The organism is Pseudomonas sp. ASL7, from assembly GCF_056680375.1.
In genome coordinates this window covers 6,016,318-6,035,162 of sequence record NZ_CM155279.1, presented here as the reverse complement: position 1 = coordinate 6,035,162, position 18,845 = coordinate 6,016,318, and the positions used below count along the sequence as shown (strand labels likewise).

At 58.7% G+C, this 18,845-nt stretch carries 18 protein-coding genes; 12 read left to right on the top strand and 6 right to left on the bottom strand.

What is annotated here, in order from left to right; genetic code table 11:
• Positions 1-137: 137 nt before the first annotated feature.
• The 3 genes from mprF to AC1MDT_RS27815 all read left to right on the top strand — a co-directional run bounded on the left by mprF (position 138) and on the right by AC1MDT_RS27815 (position 4,862).
• Positions 138-2,780 carry a bifunctional lysylphosphatidylglycerol flippase/synthetase MprF gene (mprF, locus tag AC1MDT_RS27825; RefSeq protein ID WP_480419885.1) on the top strand — a complete coding sequence of 881 codons (2,643 nt, stop codon included), beginning with the start codon at positions 138-140 and terminating at the stop codon, positions 2,778-2,780.
• Entirely contained in the window at positions 2,780-4,072 is a 1,293-nt protein-coding gene (locus AC1MDT_RS27820; protein WP_480419884.1) for a virulence factor family protein, read from the top strand. Before mprF ends, AC1MDT_RS27820 begins: the two co-directional genes overlap by 1 nt.
• 484 nt (positions 4,073-4,556) lie before the next feature.
• Positions 4,557-4,862 (top strand): DUF3077 domain-containing protein, encoded by a 306-nt coding sequence (locus AC1MDT_RS27815; RefSeq protein ID WP_480419883.1) that lies wholly within the window; start codon positions 4,557-4,559, stop codon positions 4,860-4,862.
• Between the two features lie 209 nt (positions 4,863-5,071).
• On the opposite strand, the gene AC1MDT_RS27810 is transcribed toward AC1MDT_RS27815, so the two are convergent.
• A complete protein-coding gene (locus tag AC1MDT_RS27810) occupies positions 5,072-6,973 on the bottom strand; it encodes a potassium transporter Kup (protein WP_480419882.1) in 1,902 nt (633 codons plus the stop codon).
• A gap of 289 nt (positions 6,974-7,262) precedes the next feature.
• Here AC1MDT_RS27810 and rimO point away from each other — a divergent pair, with 289 nt between their 5' ends.
• From rimO to tsaA, 6 genes are all read left to right on the top strand, one after another.
• Positions 7,263-8,600 (top strand): 30S ribosomal protein S12 methylthiotransferase RimO, encoded by a 1,338-nt coding sequence (gene rimO / locus AC1MDT_RS27805; protein WP_223433013.1) that lies wholly within the window; start codon positions 7,263-7,265, stop codon positions 8,598-8,600.
• A 112-nt stretch (positions 8,601-8,712) separates the two neighbouring features.
• The gene (locus tag AC1MDT_RS27800) at positions 8,713-9,186 is read left to right on the top strand and encodes a GNAT family N-acetyltransferase (protein ID WP_480419881.1); all 474 of its coding nucleotides are present in this window, start codon (positions 8,713-8,715) and stop codon (positions 9,184-9,186) included.
• 197 nt (positions 9,187-9,383) lie between these two features.
• The gene (locus AC1MDT_RS27795; protein WP_480419880.1) at positions 9,384-10,094 is read left to right on the top strand and encodes an rRNA pseudouridine synthase; all 711 of its coding nucleotides are present in this window, start codon (positions 9,384-9,386) and stop codon (positions 10,092-10,094) included.
• Positions 10,095-10,169: 75 nt separating this feature from the next.
• A complete protein-coding gene (locus tag AC1MDT_RS27790; RefSeq protein ID WP_480419879.1) occupies positions 10,170-10,640 on the top strand; it encodes a YehS family protein in 471 nt (156 codons plus the stop codon).
• Between the two features lie 135 nt (positions 10,641-10,775).
• Positions 10,776-11,546, top strand: coding sequence for an SDR family oxidoreductase (locus AC1MDT_RS27785; protein WP_480419878.1), 771 nt, complete (start codon positions 10,776-10,778; stop codon positions 11,544-11,546).
• A gap of 185 nt (positions 11,547-11,731) precedes the next feature.
• Positions 11,732-12,430, top strand: coding sequence for a tRNA (N6-threonylcarbamoyladenosine(37)-N6)-methyltransferase TrmO (gene tsaA, locus AC1MDT_RS27780; protein WP_480419877.1), 699 nt, complete (start codon positions 11,732-11,734; stop codon positions 12,428-12,430).
• 184 nt (positions 12,431-12,614) lie between these two features.
• Here tsaA and fpr read toward each other — a convergent pair whose 3' ends face one another.
• Positions 12,615-13,394, bottom strand: coding sequence for a ferredoxin-NADP reductase (gene fpr, locus AC1MDT_RS27775; protein ID WP_003443014.1), 780 nt, complete (start codon positions 13,392-13,394; stop codon positions 12,615-12,617).
• Positions 13,395-13,513: 119 nt separating this feature from the next.
• On the opposite strand from fpr, the gene AC1MDT_RS27770 reads away from it, so the two are divergent.
• The gene (locus tag AC1MDT_RS27770; RefSeq protein WP_480419876.1) at positions 13,514-14,440 is read left to right on the top strand and encodes a LysR family transcriptional regulator; all 927 of its coding nucleotides are present in this window, start codon (positions 13,514-13,516) and stop codon (positions 14,438-14,440) included.
• On the opposite strand, the gene AC1MDT_RS27765 is transcribed toward AC1MDT_RS27770, so the two are convergent.
• The 3 genes from AC1MDT_RS27765 to AC1MDT_RS27755 all read right to left on the bottom strand — a co-directional run bounded on the left by AC1MDT_RS27765 (position 14,437) and on the right by AC1MDT_RS27755 (position 16,535).
• Positions 14,437-14,799 carry a diacylglycerol kinase gene (locus AC1MDT_RS27765; protein ID WP_480419875.1) on the bottom strand — a complete coding sequence of 121 codons (363 nt, stop codon included), beginning with the start codon at positions 14,797-14,799 and terminating at the stop codon, positions 14,437-14,439. The two genes, AC1MDT_RS27770 and AC1MDT_RS27765, sit on opposite strands and share 4 nt — an antisense overlap.
• A gap of 72 nt (positions 14,800-14,871) precedes the next feature.
• A complete protein-coding gene (gene erdR / locus AC1MDT_RS27760) occupies positions 14,872-15,522 on the bottom strand; it encodes a response regulator transcription factor ErdR (RefSeq protein ID WP_030127959.1) in 651 nt (216 codons plus the stop codon).
• Between the two features lie 254 nt (positions 15,523-15,776).
• Positions 15,777-16,535 carry a tRNA-uridine aminocarboxypropyltransferase gene (locus tag AC1MDT_RS27755; RefSeq protein ID WP_480419874.1) on the bottom strand — a complete coding sequence of 253 codons (759 nt, stop codon included), beginning with the start codon at positions 16,533-16,535 and terminating at the stop codon, positions 15,777-15,779.
• A 189-nt stretch (positions 16,536-16,724) separates the two neighbouring features.
• Here AC1MDT_RS27755 and AC1MDT_RS27750 point away from each other — a divergent pair, with 189 nt between their 5' ends.
• A complete protein-coding gene (locus AC1MDT_RS27750; protein WP_480419873.1) occupies positions 16,725-17,150 on the top strand; it encodes a quorum-sensing-regulated virulence factor family protein in 426 nt (141 codons plus the stop codon).
• On the opposite strand, the gene AC1MDT_RS27745 is transcribed toward AC1MDT_RS27750, so the two are convergent.
• Positions 17,151-17,345: a hypothetical protein gene (locus tag AC1MDT_RS27745; protein ID WP_480419872.1), complete on the bottom strand. Its 195-nt coding sequence runs from the start codon at positions 17,343-17,345 to the stop codon at positions 17,151-17,153. It lies immediately after the preceding gene.
• A 373-nt stretch (positions 17,346-17,718) separates the two neighbouring features.
• Between AC1MDT_RS27745 and AC1MDT_RS27740 the strand changes: the two genes are divergently transcribed.
• Complete coding sequence (locus tag AC1MDT_RS27740) at positions 17,719-18,837, top strand: LOG family protein (RefSeq protein WP_480419871.1); 1,119 nt, start codon at positions 17,719-17,721, stop codon at positions 18,835-18,837.
• Positions 18,838-18,845 lie beyond the last annotated feature (8 nt).

The following is an 18,845-nucleotide window of genomic DNA, read 5'->3' as shown; positions in this document are numbered from 1 at the left end:
GGCCCTTCGACGACCAATGACGTGCCGTCGCCTAATACCGGTGAGAGGCGTTAATATTTGTGATTATTTTTTTCTACAGGGATTGGTAACTTGGCTGGATACCCCCATCCTGTCGCGCACAATCCAAGAGGTGATTGATGCGCGCCAACTCGTCTGATTTACAAGACACCGTCACAGCGACACAACCGGTCAAAGCCGAGCGTCTGCGCCTGCTTGATCGAATCAGCAAATACCGTCAGCCCATCGGCCTGGCCGTCACGTTGCTGTTGTTCGCTATCGCGTTGATTGCCTGTCGCCATCTGTTGAGCGAGCTGGACCTGTACGCTCTGCACGACTCGATTCTTGATGTCCCTAAACCGGCGTTGCTCGGTGCGCTGGGCGCGACCGTGGTCGGTTTTATAATTCTGCTGGGCTACGAGTGGTCGGCCAGTCGTTATGCCGGCGTGACGCTGGCACCGCGAACACTGGCACTGGGCGGTTTCACTGCGTTCGCCATTGGCAACGCCATCGGCTTGTCGATGCTGTCGGGCGGCTCGGTTCGCTACCGTTTATATGCACGACATGGCCTGGGCGCCACTGAAGTCGCCCACATGACGCTGTTCGCCAGCCTCTCACTCGGCTGCGCCCTGCCCCCGCTCGCCGCCCTGGCGACCCTCAGCGACCTGCCTGCGGCCTCCGTGGCGCTGGGCCTGCCCGCGATATTGCTGGGCTCGATTGCCGTGGCGTTACTGCTGCTGTTCTCGGTCCTGGCCATCGGCATCTACCGCCGTCGCCTGCCGGACCAGCCTTACCCGGATAACCTGCTGGTCAAGGTCGGCCGCCGCACCTTGCGACTGCCCGGCCGTCGACTGACCTTTCTGCAACTGATCATCACGGCCCTGGACGTGGCTGCTGCCGCGACCGTGCTTTACCTGTTGCTGCCTGAAGCACCGCCCTTTGGCGCATTCCTGCTGGTGTACCTGCTGGCGTTGGCCGCCGGCGTACTCAGCCATGTGCCCGGCGGCGTCGGGGTGTTCGAAGCGATCCTGCTGGCCGCCTTCTCCGACACACTTGGCGCCGCGCCGCTGGCGGCGGCCCTGCTGCTCTATCGCCTGATCTATGTGGTGCTGCCGTTGCTGGTGGCCTGCGTGTTCCTGCTGATCAACGAAGGTCAGCGCCTGTTTCAGTCGCGCCAGTCCCTGAGGGTTGCATCGGGCCTCGCGGCACCGATTCTCGCGGTACTGGTGTTCCTGTCCGGTGTGGTTCTGCTGTTCTCCGGTGCGACGCCGGAAATCGACACCCGCCTGGAGCACATCGGCTTCCTGATCCCGCATCGATTGGTCGACGCCTCGCACTTCGGCGCCAGCCTGATCGGTGTTCTTTGCCTGCTACTGGCCCAGGGCCTGCGTCGGCGCCTGTCGGCCGCGTGGATGCTGACCACCATTCTGTTGCTGGTCGGCGCCCTGCTCTCTTTGCTCAAAGGTTTCGATTGGGAAGAAGCCTGCCTGATGACCCTGACCGCGAGCCTGCTGGGGGTTTTCCGGCGCTCGTTCTATCGCGCCAGCCGTCTGACCGAAGTGCCGTTCTCGCCGCTGTACCTGGTGTCCAGTCTCTGCGTACTCGGCGCATCGATGTGGCTGCTGTTGTTTGCCTATCAGGACGTTCCGTACAGCCATCAACTCTGGTGGCAGTTCACCCTCGATGCCGACGCCCCTCGCGGTTTGCGCTCACTGCTCGGTGCCGCCGTGCTGTTGCTGGTGGTGTCCCTGACCTGGCTGTTGCGCACCGCGCGCCCGGTGATCCATCTGCCGACACCGGAGGAACTGGACCGCGCAGTGAAGATCCTCATGGCCTCCGCCCAACCGGATGGCGGCCTTGCGCTGACCGGTGACAAGGCGCTGTTGTTTCACCCTAACGACGAGGCGTTCCTGATGTACGCCCGCCGCGGCCGAAGTCTGGTGGCGCTGTATGACCCGATCGGCCCGACCCAGCAACGAGCGGAAATGATCTGGCAGTTCCGCGACCTGTGCGACCTCCATCACGCCCGCCCTGTGTTCTATCAAGTGCGCGCCGAAAATCTGCCGTACTACATGGACATCGGCCTGACCGCGATCAAGCTCGGTGAAGAAGCCCGGGTCAATCTGCAGAGTTTTGATCTCGAGGCCAAAGGCAAAGAGATGAAGGACCTGCGCTACACCTGGAATCGTGGCACCCGCGACGGCTTGTCGCTGGAGATCCATGAGCCCGGGCAAGCACCGATGGATGAGCTCAAGGTGATTTCCGATGCCTGGCTGACCGGCAAAAATGTGCGTGAGAAAGGCTTCTCCCTCGGTCGTTTCAGCGATGACTACCTCAAACATTTCCGCATCGCGGTGATTCGCTTCGAAGGGCGCCCAGTAGCATTCGCCAACCTGCTTGAGACCTACGGCCATGATTTGGCCAGCCTCGACCTGATGCGCGCGCACCCGGACGCCCCAAAGCTGACCATGGAATTCATGATGATCGGCCTGATACAGCATTATAAAAATCATGGATATGCACGGTTCAGCCTGGGCATGGTGCCATTGTCGGGACTTCAACCCCGCCGGGGCGCGCCACTGACTCAACGTCTGGGTTCGATGGTTTTCCGCCGTGGTGAGCAGCTCTACAACTTCCAAGGCTTGCGCCGCTTCAAAGACAAATTCCAGCCTGACTGGGAACCCCGTTATATGGCCGTGCCCGCCGGACTCGATCCGCTGGTAGCCCTGGCTGATACTGCTGCCCTGATTGCGGGCGGCTTGACTGGATTGGTGAAACGCTGATGATTCAACGCTCCTTGCGGTACGTTATGGCCACACTGGTAGTGCTGGCCCTGATTCTCGGTGGCGGTTACTGGTACCTGAAACGCCCGGCACCGGAACCGACCCTCGAACTGTTGACGCCAGTCGATGGCGCCGCGATGACCCGCGTCATCCCGGGCAATACGCCACGCGCCCAGGTGCTGGTGGCGGTCAACGAAGATCAGAAACTCAGCGACCAACAACTGATGACCCTGAGCCGCACCGGCTCGGCGCAAATCGTTCAGGTGATTCTGCCCAAGGAATGCCTGCTGCAACGTCGTGCCCTGCAATCCGCCTTGAGAGAGCTCAAAGGCCCGGCCACCCTGGTCAGCGGCATTGGCCCAGGCGCCGTGCTGGCGTGGCGTTGGTTGTCCGAGCAGAACGATGACAAGGCCCAGGCCGTTTCCGTCGATCTGGCACTGGAAAAACCCGGTTGCACTCACCTGCTACCCAAAAGCGCCGCTCACGGCCATTGGCTGGTGGCCTGGAACGACAACCCGGACGACACCAGCGCTGGCTTCGTGCGAGACCAACCCAACGCCGAAACCAGCATCAGCGACTACGACATCAACTTGCCGCAGGTGCTGAACAACGAACTTCGCAAGATCCTCGTCGGTGGCGACAAAACCGCTGGCGGCCTGCAGATTCCGGTGGTCGAAGTCCCGGCCGGCCAGGCCAAGGACACCGTCACCCTGTTCCTGTCCGGTGATGGCGGCTGGCGCGACCTGGACCGCGACGTCGCAGGCGAGATGGCGAAGATCGGCTACCCGGTCGTCGGGATCGACACCCTGCGTTACTACTGGCAGCACAAGAGCCCGGAGCAAAGCGCCCTGGACCTCGCCGAACTGATGCAGCACTACCGGCAGAAATGGGGCACCAAACGCTTCATTCTGACCGGCTACTCCTTCGGTGCCGACGTCCTGCCGGCCATCTACAACCGCCTGGAGCCAGCGGAACAACAGCGTGTCGACGCAATCATCCTGTTGGCCTTCGCTCGCACCGGCAGCTTCGAAATCGAAGTCGAAGGCTGGCTCGGCAACGCCGGCAAAGAAGCCGCCACCGGCCCGGAAATGGCCAAGCTGCCGCCCGAGAAAGTGGTGTGTATCTACGGTGAAGAAGAAGTCGACGAAAGCGGCTGCACCGACAAGACTGCGGTGGGCGAAGCGATAAAACTGCCTGGCGGCCATCACTTCGACGAAAATTACCCGGCGCTGGCCCAGCGCCTGGTAGACATTATCGTCAAGCGACAAGCCAAGGATGAGGCGGCCGAGTAGGAGCGAGCTTGCTCGCGAAGGACTCGAGAGCGACACGCTCATCCAGGATGAATGCGTTATCGTTCACGTTCATCGCGAGCAAGCTCGCTCCTACAGGGCCCAACGATCGTTGGGCCCGCGTTTAGTTTCGTTTACTCAAGGTGTCGAAATATCGGATGACGCCCGCAGACCTTGTAGGCAAACTCCGAATCGCTCGTTTTGGCACTTTGATGCCTTGTTGCGCTTTACTTCGACGGGATAGTCTCCGGACGTCGCTGACCATTCAGCGATCGGGCTTGGAAACCCGTTGGATCACAGCGCAACAGCACCTCTACCACGATTCCAGACGTTTTTTACGACTGCGAAATAAGTGTTATGGCAGCTGTGCGTGGGACGCTTTCGGGCGTGCCGGTTTCCTTGATCCCCGGTTTTCCAACCTGCGTACAGCTGCCACCCATTCGCTTGGAAACGAACGTGGCGGCTCCCTGGATTAAGGAGTTACACCATGAGCAAAACCAACCCGCACGACCCTTCAGAACTAAGAACCATCGGTCTCACCCCCTTCATCTACTGTTCAAACCAGCCGCTATTCCATGTCACTCGAGACGTTCCCCTCGGTGATGCGCTAGCCATGGCGCCTGATTTTCTGTTCCTTGCCAAGGAGCTGACCAGAGATGCTGCCTTTAACCGTGATACCGACCGACATATCTGGGCCGCGCATTATCTGACGGCCATGAGCAAGGCCGTGGTTGATGATGTGGTGAAGGTACTGGAGCGACTTGCTCGGACTACGACTGAATCTAAAAACTAACCGCCTGAGCGCAGCAAGCACCGCACTTCCTTGTAGGAGCGAGCTTGCTCGCGAGAAACCCAAAGGCGCCGCGGGTTGCCTGGTTTTACGCGTTATCGTTCACGACCTTCGCGAGCAAGCTCGCTCCTACAATATTCTCGTCAGTTCGGAGCATCAGACACAAAAAAGCCCCCGCCGCCTTCATGGCAGCGGGGGCTTTTTGATGCAGCTTACATCTCTACCTGAGTACCCAACTCAATCACCCGATTCACCGGTAGATTGAAGAAACGCAGGTTGCCGTTGGCATTCTTCAGCATGAAGGCGAACAGCCCCTCACGCCAACGGGCCATGCCTTCGAGTTTGGAGGCAATGACCGTTTCACGGCTGAGGAAGTAGGTGGTGCGCATCGGGCTGAAGTCCAGGTCATCCAGAGGACACAACTTCAACGCTTGCGGCACGTCCGGCTCGTCGATGAAGCCAAAGTGCAGAATCACCCGGAAGAAACCTTCGCCGTAGGAGTCGACCTCAAAACGCCGGGTCGGTGGCACCCGCGGGATGTCTTCGTACACCACCGTCAGCAGCACCACTTGCTCGTGCAACACCTGGTTATGCAACAGGTTGTGCAACAGTGCGTGGGGCACCGCGTCCGGGCGAGCCGTCAGGAACACGGCGGTGCCCTGAACCCGATGCGGCGGCTGCACGCGGATACTGCTGATGAAGATCGGCAGTGGCAGGCCGCCCTCGTCCAGTCGATCGACGAGCAGCTCCTTGCCGCGCTTCCAGGTGGTCATCAGGATAAACAGCACAATCCCCGCCAGAACCGGGAAGGCGCCGCCCTGAATGATTTTCGGCACGTTGGCGGCGAAGTACAGCGCGTCTACCAGCACAAAACCAATCAGAATCGGCACTGCCAGCACTGGTGGCCATTTCCACAGCAGTAACATCACCGCCGATACCAGAATACTGGTGATCAGCATGGTCCCGGTCACCGCCACGCCGTAGGCCGAAGCCAGGGCGCTTGAAGATTCAAAGCCAATGACCAGCAGGATCACCCCGACCATCAGCGCCCAGTTCACGGCACCAATGTAAATCTGGCCCTGTTCGGCACTCGACGTGTGCTGAATGTGCATACGCGGGATGTAACCCAGCTGAATCGCCTGACGGGTCAGGGAGAAGGCGCCGGAAATCACCGCTTGCGACGCGATGACGGTCGCCAGGGTGGACAGCACGACCAGAGGAATCAGCGCCCAGTTGGGGGCCAACAGGTAGAACGGGTTACGCGCCGCTTCCGGATCACCCAGCAGCAACGCGCCTTGACCGAAGTAGTTCAGCACCAGCGCCGGCAGCACCAGGGCGAACCAGGCACGAGCAATCGGTTTGCGACCGAAGTGGCCCATGTCCGCGTAAAGGGCCTCGGCACCGGTCAACGCCAGCACGACAGCACCCAGAATCGCCAAACCCATGCCTGGATGCACCGTGAAGAACCTCACGCCCCAGACTGGGTTCAGTGCATTGAGGACTTCAGGCTGTTTAATGATGCCGCTGATACCGAGCCCGCCCAGCACCAAAAACCACATCACCATGATCGGACCGAACATCTTGCCGATGCGGTCTGTGCCGTGTTTCTGGATCAGAAACAGGCCCACCAGCACCACCAGCGAGAGCGGCACGACCCAGCGCTCCAGACCATCGAACGCCAGCTCCAGACCTTCCACCGCCGACAATACGGAAATCGCCGGGGTGATCATGCTGTCGCCATAAAACAGCGCGGCGCCGATCAGTCCCAGAATCACCAGCACCGCCCGCAGTCTCGGATAAGGCGAAGAGGCACGACGAGCCAGTGCGGTCAGTGCCATGATCCCGCCTTCGCCCTGGTTGTCAGCGCGAAGAATGAACAGCACGTACTTGATCGAAACGACCCAGATCAGCGACCAGAAGATCAGTGCCAGAATCCCGAATACGCCGTCATGGTTGACCGGTACCCCATAGTGTCCGGAGAAAACCTCTTTGAGGGTGTACAACGGGCTCGTACCGATATCGCCATAAACCACCCCGACTGCCGCGACCAGCATGCCGATCGGTTTTGCCGCCGAATGCCCAGCGCCCGCCGCCTGACTACTTGCCTGCCCCATCCAAAACTCCTACTACTCAGACCCGGACTTCTTATAAGAAGCACTATGCTTTGCCGTGCAGCATGCGCTGTTTTACTTAAGGTTACAGACGATTTGTTGACTGTAAAAACTCGGTAAAGCGTAACGGCGCGAAGCATAGCGCAGCACTCGTCGTATTTCCCTGCATAAAGCTGGTCAAGTGAGCTTCTCATCGCTAGAATTGCGCACTTTTTGATCAGAGGCGCAACAAAGCGCCCGTTTGTCGCCTTGCCGTCTTCGGCTGGAGGCGTCACAAATACCGAGGTTATACATGTCCACCACTCCTGCGCCGGCCAATCCAAAGGTTGGCTTCGTATCCCTGGGTTGCCCCAAAGCACTGGTCGACTCCGAGCGCATCCTTACCCAGCTGCGCATGGAAGGCTATGACGTTGTGTCCACTTACGAGGACGCCGACGTCGTGGTGGTCAACACCTGCGGTTTCATCGACTCGGCCAAGGCTGAATCGCTGGAAGTGATCGGCGAAGCCATCAAGGAAAACGGCAAGGTCATCGTGACCGGCTGCATGGGCGTCGAAGAAGGCAACATTCGCAAGGTGCACCCAAGCGTGCTGGCCGTAACCGGTCCGCAGCAGTACGAGCAAGTGGTCAACGCTGTGCACGACGCCGTCCCTCCGCGCCAGGATCACAACCCACTGATCGACCTGGTGCCACCGCAAGGCATCAAGCTGACTCCGCGCCACTACGCCTACCTGAAGATTTCCGAAGGCTGTAACCACAGCTGCAGCTTCTGCATCATCCCGTCGATGCGCGGCAAACTGGTCAGCCGCCCGGTCGGTGATGTACTGGACGAGGCTCAGCGCCTGGTCAAGGCCGGCGTCAAAGAGCTGTTGGTGATCTCGCAAGACACCAGCGCCTACGGCGTCGACGTGAAATACCGCACCGGGTTCTGGAACGGCGCGCCGGTGAAAACCCGCATGACCGAACTCTGCGAAGCCCTGAGCACCCTCGGCGTCTGGGTTCGCTTGCACTACGTTTACCCGTACCCGCACGTCGACGAACTGATCCCGCTGATGGCTGCCGGGAAAATCCTGCCGTACCTCGACATCCCGTTCCAGCACGCCAGCCCTAAAGTGCTGAAGGCCATGAAACGCCCGGCCTTCGAAGACAAGACCCTGGCCCGCATCAAGAACTGGCGCGAGATCTGCCCGGACTTGATCATCCGTTCGACCTTCATCGTCGGCTTCCCCGGCGAAACCGAAGAAGACTTCCAGTACCTGCTGAACTGGCTGACCGAAGCCCAGCTCGACCGAGTTGGCTGCTTCCAGTACTCGCCAGTCGAAGGCGCCCCGGCCAACCTGTTGGACGCGGCCATTGTTCCGGACGACGTCAAGCAAGACCGCTGGGATCGCTTCATGGCGCACCAGCAGGCCATCAGCTCGGCGCGCCTGCAACTGCGCGTCGGTCGTGAAATCGAAGTATTGGTCGATGAAGTCGACGAACAAGGCGCGGTCGGCCGTTGCTTCTTCGATGCCCCGGAAATCGACGGCAACGTGTTCATCGACAACGGCAGCAACTTGAAGCCGGGCGACAAAGTCTGGTGCAAAGTGACCGACGCCGACGAATACGACCTGTGGGCTGAACAGATCTAAACGCAAAAAATACCAAAAGCCCCGCTCTCTTGACGAGATGCGGGGCTTTTTTACGTCTATCGTTTTGGGTACGAAAGGACGCTTATCAACCAGGCTAAAGAGGCAGGCGGGCATGCGCCGACATTCGGTCATCCATACACCGAAACACAGCGACTACGAAGAACTCACCCGGGTCTGGGAAGCATCGGTGCGCGCCACCCATGACTTCCTGCCCGAGAGCTACATCGAACTGCTGAAGAACCTGGTGCTGACCCGCTACCTTGATGCGGTAATGTTGATCTGTACCAAAGACTCGCGCCAGCGCATTACCGGGTTTGCCGGTGTCGCGTCGGGCAAGATCGAAATGCTCTTCATCGATCCGGCCCACCGTGGCCAGGGCCTGGGCAAACAGTTACTGCGCTATGCCCTGGAACACTTGAACGCTGATGAACTGGACGTCAACGAACAAAATCCCCAAGCCTTGGGGTTCTACTTCAAACAGGGCTTTGAGGTGATCGGTCGCTCCGAGCATGACGGCATGGGCCAGCCTTATCCGCTGTTGCACATGCGTTTGCGCCAGACGCAACAATTGACGCGCAATGGCTGACACGCCATGGAAATGTAGGAGCTGGCTTGCCAGCGATGGTGGTTAACGATAACGCGTCCTTTCAGGATAAACGCGGCGCTCTTGAATCCATCGCAGGCAAGCCAGCTCCTACAAAAAAGCTCTACGCGCAAATGGAGCCGGGATTAACCGGCGCCAGGCAGGTACAATGCCCACCCCTTTTTTGTTACGGCCCTGTCATGACTGACCCGATTCGTCTCTCCAAACGCCTCATCGAACTCGTCGGCTGTTCCCGTCGGGAGGCTGAGCTGTTCATCGAGGGCGGCTGGGTCACCGTGGACGGTGAAGTCATCGACGAGCCACAGTTCAAGGTCGACACCCAGAAAGTCGAGCTCGATCCTGAAGCCAAGGCCACCGCGCCAGAGCCCGTGACCATCCTGCTGAACGTGCCGGTGGGCATGGACGCGGAAACGGCGATGGCGACCCTCAGCGCCGAGACCCTGAGCGAAGAACACCGCTTCAGCAAACGCCCGCTCAAGGGGCACTTCCTGCGGCTGACCGCCAGCACTGACCTGCAGGCCAACGCCAGCGGTTTGCTGGTGTTTACGCAGGACTGGAAGATCCTGCGCAAACTCACCGCCGACTCCGCCAAGATCGAGCAAGAGTATGTGGTCGAAGTTGAAGGCGAGATGGTCGCTCACGGCCTTAATCGCCTGAACCATGGCCTGACCTACAAGGGCAAGGAACTGCCGCCGGTCAAAGCCAGCTGGCAGAACGAAAACCGTCTGCGCTTTGCGATGAAGAACCCACAGCCGGGCGTGATTGCCCTGTTCTGCCAGGCCGTCGGCCTGAAGGTCGTCGCCATCCGCCGCATCCGCATTGGCGGTGTGTCCATTGGCAAGGTGCCGTTGGGGCAATGGCGCTACCTGTCCGGCAAAGAGAAGTTCTAAGACTTCTTACGCCGCCCTACATTTCGGCGCCGCTGATTATGCGACGCCCACTGCTGAATATCAGGATTGCACACCATGATTCATAACGACGTACTGCGCAGCGTGCGCTACATGCTCGACATCAGCGACAAGAAAGTCATCGAACTCATCAAGCTCGGCGGCATGAACGTGACCCTGGAAGACCTGCTGACCTACCTCGACAAGAAAGAGGAAGACGAGGAAGGCTTCGTACGCTGCCCGGATGAAGTCATGGCGCACTTCCTCGATGGCCTGGTGATTTTCAAGCGCGGCAAGGACGAAAGCCGTCCGCCGCAGCCGATCGAAACACCCGTCACCAACAACATCATCCTGAAGAAGCTGCGCGTGGCTTTCGAACTGAAAGAAGACGATATGCACGCCATCCTCAAGGCCGCCGAGTTCCCGGTGTCCAAGCCTGAGCTGAGCGCGCTGTTCCGCAAGTTCGGCCACACCAATTACCGCACTTGCGGCGACCAGTTGCTGCGCAACTTCCTCAAGGGCTTGACCCTGCGCGTTCGCCCGCAGTAATCGGCCGCCCGCCTTGAGCTGCAAACCTGCGGCTCACGGCGGGCTGTATAGACCCTCATTCCTCGCAAAAATAGTGGCTCCGCTTCCGGCGACTGACGACTAGGGTGTATTGAACCTTAGCCCTCAGGACTCGCCATGCACCCCTACTTTTCCCTGCAAGGCCGCACCGCCCTGGTGACCGGCGGCACCCGTGGTATCGGCAAAATGATCGCCAAGGCTTATGTCGAGGCCGGAGCTACCGTGTACGTCTGCGCCCGTGATGCCGAGGCCTGCCAGCAAACTGCCGACGAGTTGAGCGCATTGGGTCGTTGCCACGCGGTGGCCGCGAATCTGGCAACGGAAGAAGGTGTCCTGCAATTAGCCACACGGTTGGGCGAACAGATCACCCATCTGGATATTCTGGTGAACAACGCCGGCACCACGTGGGGCGCACCGTTGGAAAGCTACCCGATCAAGGGCTGGGAAAAGGTCATGCAGCTCAACGTGACCTCGGTATTCAACTGCATTCAGCAATTTTTGCCGCTGCTGCGCAAAGCAGGCTCGCCAGCCAATCCCGCCCGGATTATTAACATCGGCTCGGTGGCCGGGATATCTTCCTTTGGCGAACAGGCTTATGCCTACGGGCCGAGCAAGGCAGCCCTGCATCAACTGTCGCGAATTCTGGCGCGTGAACTGGTGAGCCAACACATCAACGTCAACGTAATTGCCCCTGGGCGCTTTCCGAGCAAGATGACGGCGCATATTGGCAATGATGAGCAGGCGCTGGCCGAGGACACGGCGCTGATTCCGATGAAACGCTGGGGTCGGGAAGAAGAGATGGCGGCGCTGGCGATTAGCCTGGCGAGTACGGCTGGGGCTTATATGACAGGGAATATTATTCCGCTGGATGGTGGTTTCAGTCTCTAGATCGGCGGTGCAGCCATCGCGAGCAAGCTCGCTCCCACAGGAGATCTGCTGTGTTCACAAATTTTGTGACCACCATCAATCAAATGTGGGAGCGAGCTTGCTCGCGATGACGGACTACAGGTGCCACCGATGCAAGGGCCGATCAGGTTATCATGCCCACCTTCCCCCCGCCTCGACCCCACACCATGACCTACAGCGTTTCCCCCATCGGCTTCGTGCGCTCCTGTTTCAAGGAGAAGTTCGCCATCCCGCGCCAACCGCAACTGGCCCCGGCCGCTCGCGGCGTCCTGGAACTGGTAGCGCCGTTCGATCAGGGTGACGCGGTGCAAGGGCTCGAACAGGTCAGCCATGTCTGGCTACTGTTCCTGTTCCATCAGGCCCTGGAAGAAAAGCCACGCCTGAAAGTCCGCCCTCCGCGCCTCGGCGGCAACAAATCCATGGGCGTGTTCGCCACTCGCGCGACGCATCGGCCCAATGGCATCGGTCAATCCGTGGTGAAGCTGGACAAGGTCGAAGCCAATCGCCTGTGGATATCCGGCATCGACCTGCTGGATGGCACGCCGATTCTCGACATCAAGCCTTACGTGCCTTACGCCGACATTATCGATACCGCCTCCAACAGCATCGCCAGCGCCGCGCCGCAGCTGATTCCCGTGCAGTGGACGGACTCGGCGCTGCAACAGGCTCACGGGCACGCTCAGCGTCTTGAAGAGCCGTTGGTGGAGCTGATTGAGCAATGCCTGGCACAAGACCCGCGTCCGGCTTACCAGACGCCTACGCCTGAACGGGAATACGGTGCACAGTTCTGGGACCTGGATGTGCGCTGGCATTATCCCGAATCAGGTTTGATCCGAGTTCTGGAAGTCATTCCCGCAAAGGCCTGAACGCCGGAAATGAAAGAGCCCGCGCTGCCATGTATGGCAACGCGGGCTTTTGATCTCTGTAGGAGCGACCTTGCTCCGGGCGGCGTTCCGACGAAGGTCGTTAACGATAACGCGCGCTTAATAGATTAAACGCGGCGTGCTTGAGACCATCGCGAGCAAGCTCGCTCCTACAAGTAACCTTCGGTTACTTCTCGACGAACGCACGCTCGATCAGGTAATCACCCGGCTCGCGCATCCGCGGCGAAACTTTCAGGCCAAAGCTGTTCAACACTTCGCTGGTCTCGTCGAGCATGCTTGGGCTGCCGCACAGCATCGCGCGGTCGTCCTGCGGGTTGATCGGTGGCAGACCGATGTCGCTGAACAACTTGCCACTGCGCATCAGGTCGGTCAGGCGACCTTCGTTCTCGAACGGCTCGCGGGTCACGGTCGGGTAGTAGATCAACTTGTCACGCAGGGCCTCGCCGAAGAACTCGTTCTGCGGCAGGTGCTCGGTGATGAACTCACGGTAAGCGACTTCATTGACGTAACGTACGCCGTGGCACAGGATCACTTTTTCGAAACGCTCGTAGGTTTCCGGATCCTGAATGACGCTCATGAATGGCGCCAGACCGGTACCGGTGCTGAGCAGGTACAAATGTTTGCCAGGCTTCAAGTCATCCAGCACCAACGTGCCGGTAGGCTTTTTGCTGATGATGATCTCGTCGCCTTCCTTCAGATGCTGCAACTGGGAAGTCAGCGGGCCATCAGGCACCTTGATGCTGAAGAACTCGAGATGCTCTTCCCAGTTCGGGCTGGCAATCGAGTAAGCGCGCATAAGCGGGCGGCCGTTGGGCTGTTGCAGGCCGATCATCACGAACTGACCGTTCTCGAAGCGCAGGCCCGGATCGCGGGTGCACTTGAAGCTGAACAGAGTGTCGTTCCAGTGATGAACACTGAGGACACGCTCGTGGTTCATGTTGCTCATGTACGTGGGACTCCTGGAGATTTTGCCTGCGCCGCTGTGCGCAATTGCATTGCATTCTAATGGCAGCGACAATATCTGTTAAATGGATTATTAAGATAAGGGTTATCGGTTATATCGATATGCGATTTACTCTCCGTCAACTCCAAGTATTCGTCGCCGTCGCCCAGCAGGAAAGCGTATCCCGTGCTGCGGGTCTGCTCAACCTCTCACAATCGGCGGCGAGCACCTCGATCACCGAGCTAGAGCGCCAGTGCAGCTGTCAGTTGTTCGACCGTGCGGGCAAACGGCTGAGCCTCAATGCCCTCGGCAAACAGCTGCTGCCTCAAGCAGTGGCGCTGCTTGATCAGGCCAAGGAAATCGAAGACCTGCTCAACGGGAAGTCCGGATTCGGCTCTTTGGCCGTCGGTGCGACCCTGACCATTGGCAATTACCTGGCCACTTTGCTGATTGGCAGCTTCATGCAGCACCATCCGGAAAGCCAGGTGAAGCTGCATGTGCAGAACACTGCCAACATCGTGCAACAGGTGGCGCACTACGAAATTGATCTGGGTCTAATCGAAGGCGACTGCAACCACCCGGACATCGAAGTGCAGAGTTGGGTCGAAGATGAGCTGGTGGTATTTTGCGCGCCGCAGCATCCACTGGCCAAGCGCGGCGTGGCAACCATGGAGGAGCTGAGCCACGAGGCGTGGATTCTGCGTGAGCAAGGCTCTGGCACGCGACTGACCTTTGACCAGGCCATGCGCCACCACCGCAGTGCGCTGAACATCCGCCTTGAACTGGAACACACTGAAGCGATCAAGCGCGCGGTAGAGTCCGGGTTGGGGATTGGCTGTATTTCGCGTCTGGCGCTGCGGGACGCTTTCCGCCGAGGCAGCCTGGTGCCGGTGGAGACTCCGGACCTGGACCTGGCGCGGCAGTTCTATTTCATCTGGCACAAACAGAAATATCAGACGTCGGCAATGCGCGAATTCCTCGATCTGTGCCGCGCATTCACCGCAGGGGTTCAGCGCAGCGACGAGATCGTGCTGCCCACCATCGCTTAAAGCAGAATCACCGCCCAGACCAGCGCGATCATGCTCAACGCCACGAGCTGAGCGGCACTGCCCATGTCCTTGGCGTTCTTGGACAACGGGTGCCGCTCAAGAGAAATGCGGTCGATGGCCGCTTCCACTGCCGAATTAAGCAACTCAACTATCAACGCCAACAAACACACTGCAATAAGCAGCGCCTGTTCGACCCGGCTGACGTGCAGAAAGAACGAAACCGGGATCAGGATGGCATTAAGCAACACCAGCTGCCGGAAGGCTGCTTCACCGGTGAAGGCGGCGCGCAGGCCGTCCAGTGAATAACCAGAGGCGTTGAGGATGCGTTTTAGGCCGGTCTGGCCTTTGAAAGGTGACATAGAAGTAAGCAACCAAAATGGAGTGAAAAAGCTAGAGTAAAAAAGATCAAAAAAGCGTGAACAAACGTCGCTTTAGTGGCTTGAAATTGACTCAAGTTGTTGCAGGAGCAGCGCGGCCTGGGTTCGGGTACGCACATTCAGCTTGCGGAAGATCGCCGTCACATGAGCCTTGATCGTCGCTTCGGAAACACTCAGCTCGTAGGCAATTTGCTTGTTCAGCAATCCTTCACAGACCATGGTCAACACACGGAACTGCTGCGGTGTCAGGCTCGCAAGACCTTCACTGGCGGCCTTGGCTTCATCAGAAACGCTGACCGCTTCGAAAGCCTGAGGCGGCCAGAAAACGTCGCCATCCAACACCGCACGCACGGCTTTTTGAATGACACTCAGGTCGCTGGACTTGGGAATAAAGCCGCTGGCACCGAATTCACGGGACTTCACCATAATCGAAGCTTCTTCCTGGGCCGACACCATGACCACCGGAATCTGCGGGTACTGACCGCGCAACAACACCAGCCCGGAAAAACCGTACGCCCCCGGCATATTCAGGTCCAGCAGCACCAGATCCCAATCGGCCTTTTCGTCCAGACGGGTTTCCAGTTCGGCAATACTGGCCACTTCTACCAGACGGACATCTGGCCCGAGGCCCAGGGTCAAGGCTTGATGCAGGGCGCTACGAAAAAGGGGGTGGTCATCGGCAATCAGGATTTCGTATGTGGCCATCTTTCAAATGATCCTGTTTTTCATGGGACGTCTGATGCATTCAGGCCTCGCCAAAACAACTCGAGGTACAGCCACGGAGCTGCACCAACAGGGCACGTTCAACGCCAATCACGTGGCTACTCACGTAGCTTATTCACGTAAAGAATACGGCGTATCAAACTTTGGCCGCGCCCTAATCGGCGCCAAGCATGCCCAGCGAAGTCGGGGTGGTCAAGTTACATGGCCCGGCGAACTCTTTGCAGTATGGGCGACTATTAGCAGAGGGCGGGAGTTGCGCTCTGAATGAAGGGCATCAACTCGACGTGTGCGGGTGTTGAAACGTTCATTTCAAGTTGATGCTTGGCATCCAGATAATGCTGGCTGAACACGTCGAAGTAAGCGTCCAGTGCCGATGCTGCCTCAACATCGCCCGCCAGATCGAGACACAGCGCCGCCACTTCAGCTGTGCATAAGTGCTCGCTGCGAGTCGAACGGCGCAACCGGTAGCGCGAGAGTTTCTCGGGCAACAAACTCAAAATCGGCAAACGATCAAAATACGGGCTCTTGCGGAAAATCTTTCTGGCTTCGGTCCAGGTCGCGTCCAGCAGAATAAATAGAGGCCGTTTGGTGCTGTCGACGTAGACACTGTTTGTCACCCGCTCGGGTTCAACGTATTCACCCGGAAACACCAGGTAAGGTTGCCACTGCGGATCGGACAACAGCGCCAGCAGTTGCTGATCGACTTCGGTTCGCGACCAAATGAACGCATGATTGTCGCGCACCACATCGGCGATCAGCCACCCCGTGTTACTCGGCTTGAACACTTCTTTGTTGGTCATGATCAGGCACACGCCGGAGCGGGACTCGACTTGCGGGCGCCAGGCGCACAGGCAATGGCTCTCGATCACACGGCACGCACGGCAACGCGGCGCCCTCCAGCCACGAGCCTGGATCGGCTTGATGCCTTCTTCTTCGCGGTCATCGCGCAAACGGGCAACGGCGTTCGCCGCAAAGTGCGCAGGGGCATGGCTCATCGGAGGCAACACCAGCAAGAAAGGAAAATCGACACGAAAAACACTCGGCAGCGCAAAAAGTGTCGGCAGTTTACCAGACCGGCCGGCGCAAGCCTGTACCGTCCAGGCCGCCTCCCCTATAATTCGCCGCCACTGAACGCATAGTCACGTGACGGGTCGAATCACCAGTCACTGAACCAGGAGAGTTTCATGCTGCGCCTTATCGTTCCCACCGCTGCCATTTTGCTGGCGTCTTCCTTCAGCGCTCAGGCTGCTTCCTTGAAAGACATGGAGCTGAACAAAATGCTGCAAAACGTTGCCATTCAAAGCAACGTCGGCACTCCACGGGCGATCAACGAAGACATTCTCGATCAGGGCTACACCGTCGAAGGCACAGAGCTGATCAACCACCTCAGCGTCCAGAGCAGCCACGCGGACAAGATGCGCGCAGACCCGAAAGCGGTTTATTTCCAGCTGGGTTCTACCGTGTGCAACAACCCGGGCTTTCGCAAGCTGATGGCCAAGGGCGCAACCATGCGTTACGAGTTCACCGAGATTAAAACCAACCGTCCGGTGGCCAGCGAGCGCTTCAAGGAATCGGATTGCCCGAAAGCCGCACCTGCGAAGAAAAAGTAATCATTGAGAATTGGCGCGCCGTTGTTCATCCTCGGCGCGCAGTTCCGCCACCAGCGCCTGTATGTAACGTGACCGTCGGCCAGCACCTTCCAGACGTCGGCAGCACTCTTCCTCGAGGCTCAAATGATTGGTCTCGGCGGATGACTTCAGCAATCGATACAGTTGCGTATCGATCTCCAGAATAACTCTGGTCATGGCTCCCGCCTCCCTGCCCTTCGCCTTTGATTGGCGATAATTCCTTTGAACTGCTGGTACGGCGCGTCTTGCCCTTGACGCAAAGTTGTCGTGTGACGCCTGTCATTTAGTAAATCAGACTGACGGACACCTGGCTTGCGTTCAGACGAGCGGTGAAACCACCTTGCAAATCGTCAATAAGCGGTTGCCAGGAAAGGCATTGCGGCGCAATGATCAAGTCAGCGTAAATCTCTGCGAGGGTCTAGATTCATAGTGTTCTCGTTTATTTTTCGGGGCAGGAAAGGGGCTGCCCGCTACCCGTATTACTGTGTGAATGTTTCCTTCATCCAAGGAAAAAACAGAACCTATATGGCCTGTATGGAAGGAGAAGTTGATGCCTTACCAACCGAATGACCTCCTGAGCCGTCATTTTGAAGAAAGCGGCCACGACCTCACCAGCAAGGTCGAAGAGCAACTCAACCTGGTTTCACCCAACAGCCCGAACATCCCGATCTACCGCGACATGATCCTGACTGTGCTACGCATGGCCCAGGAAGATCACAACCGCTGGAATGCCAAGATCACCCTGCAAGCCCTTCGTGAACTGGAGCATGCTTTTCGTGTGTTGGAGCAGTTCAAAGGGCGGCGTAAAGTCACCGTGTTCGGTTCAGCCCGTACCCCGATAGAACATCCGCTGTACGGCTTGGCCCGAGAACTCGGCGCCGCGCTGGCACGCTCGGACCTGATGGTCATCACCGGTGCCGGTGGGGGCATCATGGCTGCTGCCCACGAAGGTGCCGGCCTGGCCCACAGCCTGGGATTCAATATCACCCTGCCGTTCGAGCAACACGCCAATACCACCGTCCAGGGCACCGCCAACCTGCTGTCCTTCCATTTCTTCTTCACCCGCAAGCTGTTCTTCGTCAAGGAAGCCGATGCACTGGTCCTGTGCCCTGGCGGTTTCGGCACCCTGGACGAAGCGCTCGAGGTGCTGACCCTGATCCAGACCGGCAAAAGCCCGCTGGTGCCCGTGGTGCTGCTGGACGCCCCGGGCGGAACGTTCTGGCAAGGCGCACTGGACTTCATACACCACCAACTGGAGGAAAATCGCTACATCCTGCCAACGGACATGAAACTCGTAAGCCTGGTGTACAGCGCCGAAGAAGCGGTGGAACAGATCAATCAGTTCTACAGCAACTTTCACTCCAGCCGCTGGCTTAAACATCAGCTCATCATTCGCATGAATCACCCGCTCAGCGAGCAAGCGCTCGAACACATGCAGGGAGCATTTGCCGATCTGTGCCTGAGCGATCATTTCCATCAGCATGCCTACAGCGGAGAAGAGCACGACGAGGCGCAATTCAGCCACCTGGCGCGACTGGCCTTCACTTTCAACGCTCGTGATCACGGGCGCCTGCGCGAACTGGTGGACTACATCAATCTGCCGGAAAACTGGGCACAGCCCAAACCCCAGGCGCAACATCGCACGCGGGAACCGTCAAAGGTTACGTGAGGCAAAAA

Excerpts from the sequence above, each read along its gene's own strand:
- AC1MDT_RS27765 (WP_480419875.1), bottom strand. The coding sequence starts at position 14,799 with ATGTCACCTTTCAAAGGCCAGACCGGCCTAAAACGCATCCTCAACGCC.
- AC1MDT_RS27755 (WP_480419874.1), bottom strand. The coding sequence starts at position 16,535 with ATGAGCCATGCCCCTGCGCACTTTGCGGCGAACGCCGTTGCCCGTTTG.
- fpr (WP_003443014.1), bottom strand. The coding sequence starts at position 13,394 with ATGAGCAACATGAACCACGAGCGTGTCCTCAGTGTTCATCACTGGAAC.
- tsaA (WP_480419877.1), top strand. The coding sequence starts at position 11,732 with ATGACCTACAGCGTTTCCCCCATCGGCTTCGTGCGCTCCTGTTTCAAG.
- AC1MDT_RS27800 (WP_480419881.1), top strand. The coding sequence starts at position 8,713 with ATGCGCCGACATTCGGTCATCCATACACCGAAACACAGCGACTACGAA.
- AC1MDT_RS27745 (WP_480419872.1), bottom strand. The coding sequence starts at position 17,345 with ATGACCAGAGTTATTCTGGAGATCGATACGCAACTGTATCGATTGCTG.
- rimO (WP_223433013.1), top strand. The coding sequence starts at position 7,263 with ATGTCCACCACTCCTGCGCCGGCCAATCCAAAGGTTGGCTTCGTATCC.
- AC1MDT_RS27810 (WP_480419882.1), bottom strand. The coding sequence starts at position 6,973 with ATGGGGCAGGCAAGTAGTCAGGCGGCGGGCGCTGGGCATTCGGCGGCA.
- AC1MDT_RS27740 (WP_480419871.1), top strand. The coding sequence starts at position 17,719 with ATGCCTTACCAACCGAATGACCTCCTGAGCCGTCATTTTGAAGAAAGC.
- AC1MDT_RS27750 (WP_480419873.1), top strand. The coding sequence starts at position 16,725 with ATGCTGCGCCTTATCGTTCCCACCGCTGCCATTTTGCTGGCGTCTTCC.
- AC1MDT_RS27770 (WP_480419876.1), top strand. The coding sequence starts at position 13,514 with ATGCGATTTACTCTCCGTCAACTCCAAGTATTCGTCGCCGTCGCCCAG.
- mprF (WP_480419885.1), top strand. The coding sequence starts at position 138 with ATGCGCGCCAACTCGTCTGATTTACAAGACACCGTCACAGCGACACAA.
- AC1MDT_RS27790 (WP_480419879.1), top strand. The coding sequence starts at position 10,170 with ATGATTCATAACGACGTACTGCGCAGCGTGCGCTACATGCTCGACATC.
- AC1MDT_RS27795 (WP_480419880.1), top strand. The coding sequence starts at position 9,384 with ATGACTGACCCGATTCGTCTCTCCAAACGCCTCATCGAACTCGTCGGC.
- AC1MDT_RS27785 (WP_480419878.1), top strand. The coding sequence starts at position 10,776 with ATGCACCCCTACTTTTCCCTGCAAGGCCGCACCGCCCTGGTGACCGGC.
- AC1MDT_RS27820 (WP_480419884.1), top strand. The coding sequence starts at position 2,780 with ATGATTCAACGCTCCTTGCGGTACGTTATGGCCACACTGGTAGTGCTG.
- erdR (WP_030127959.1), bottom strand. The coding sequence starts at position 15,522 with ATGGCCACATACGAAATCCTGATTGCCGATGACCACCCCCTTTTTCGT.
- AC1MDT_RS27815 (WP_480419883.1), top strand. The coding sequence starts at position 4,557 with ATGAGCAAAACCAACCCGCACGACCCTTCAGAACTAAGAACCATCGGT.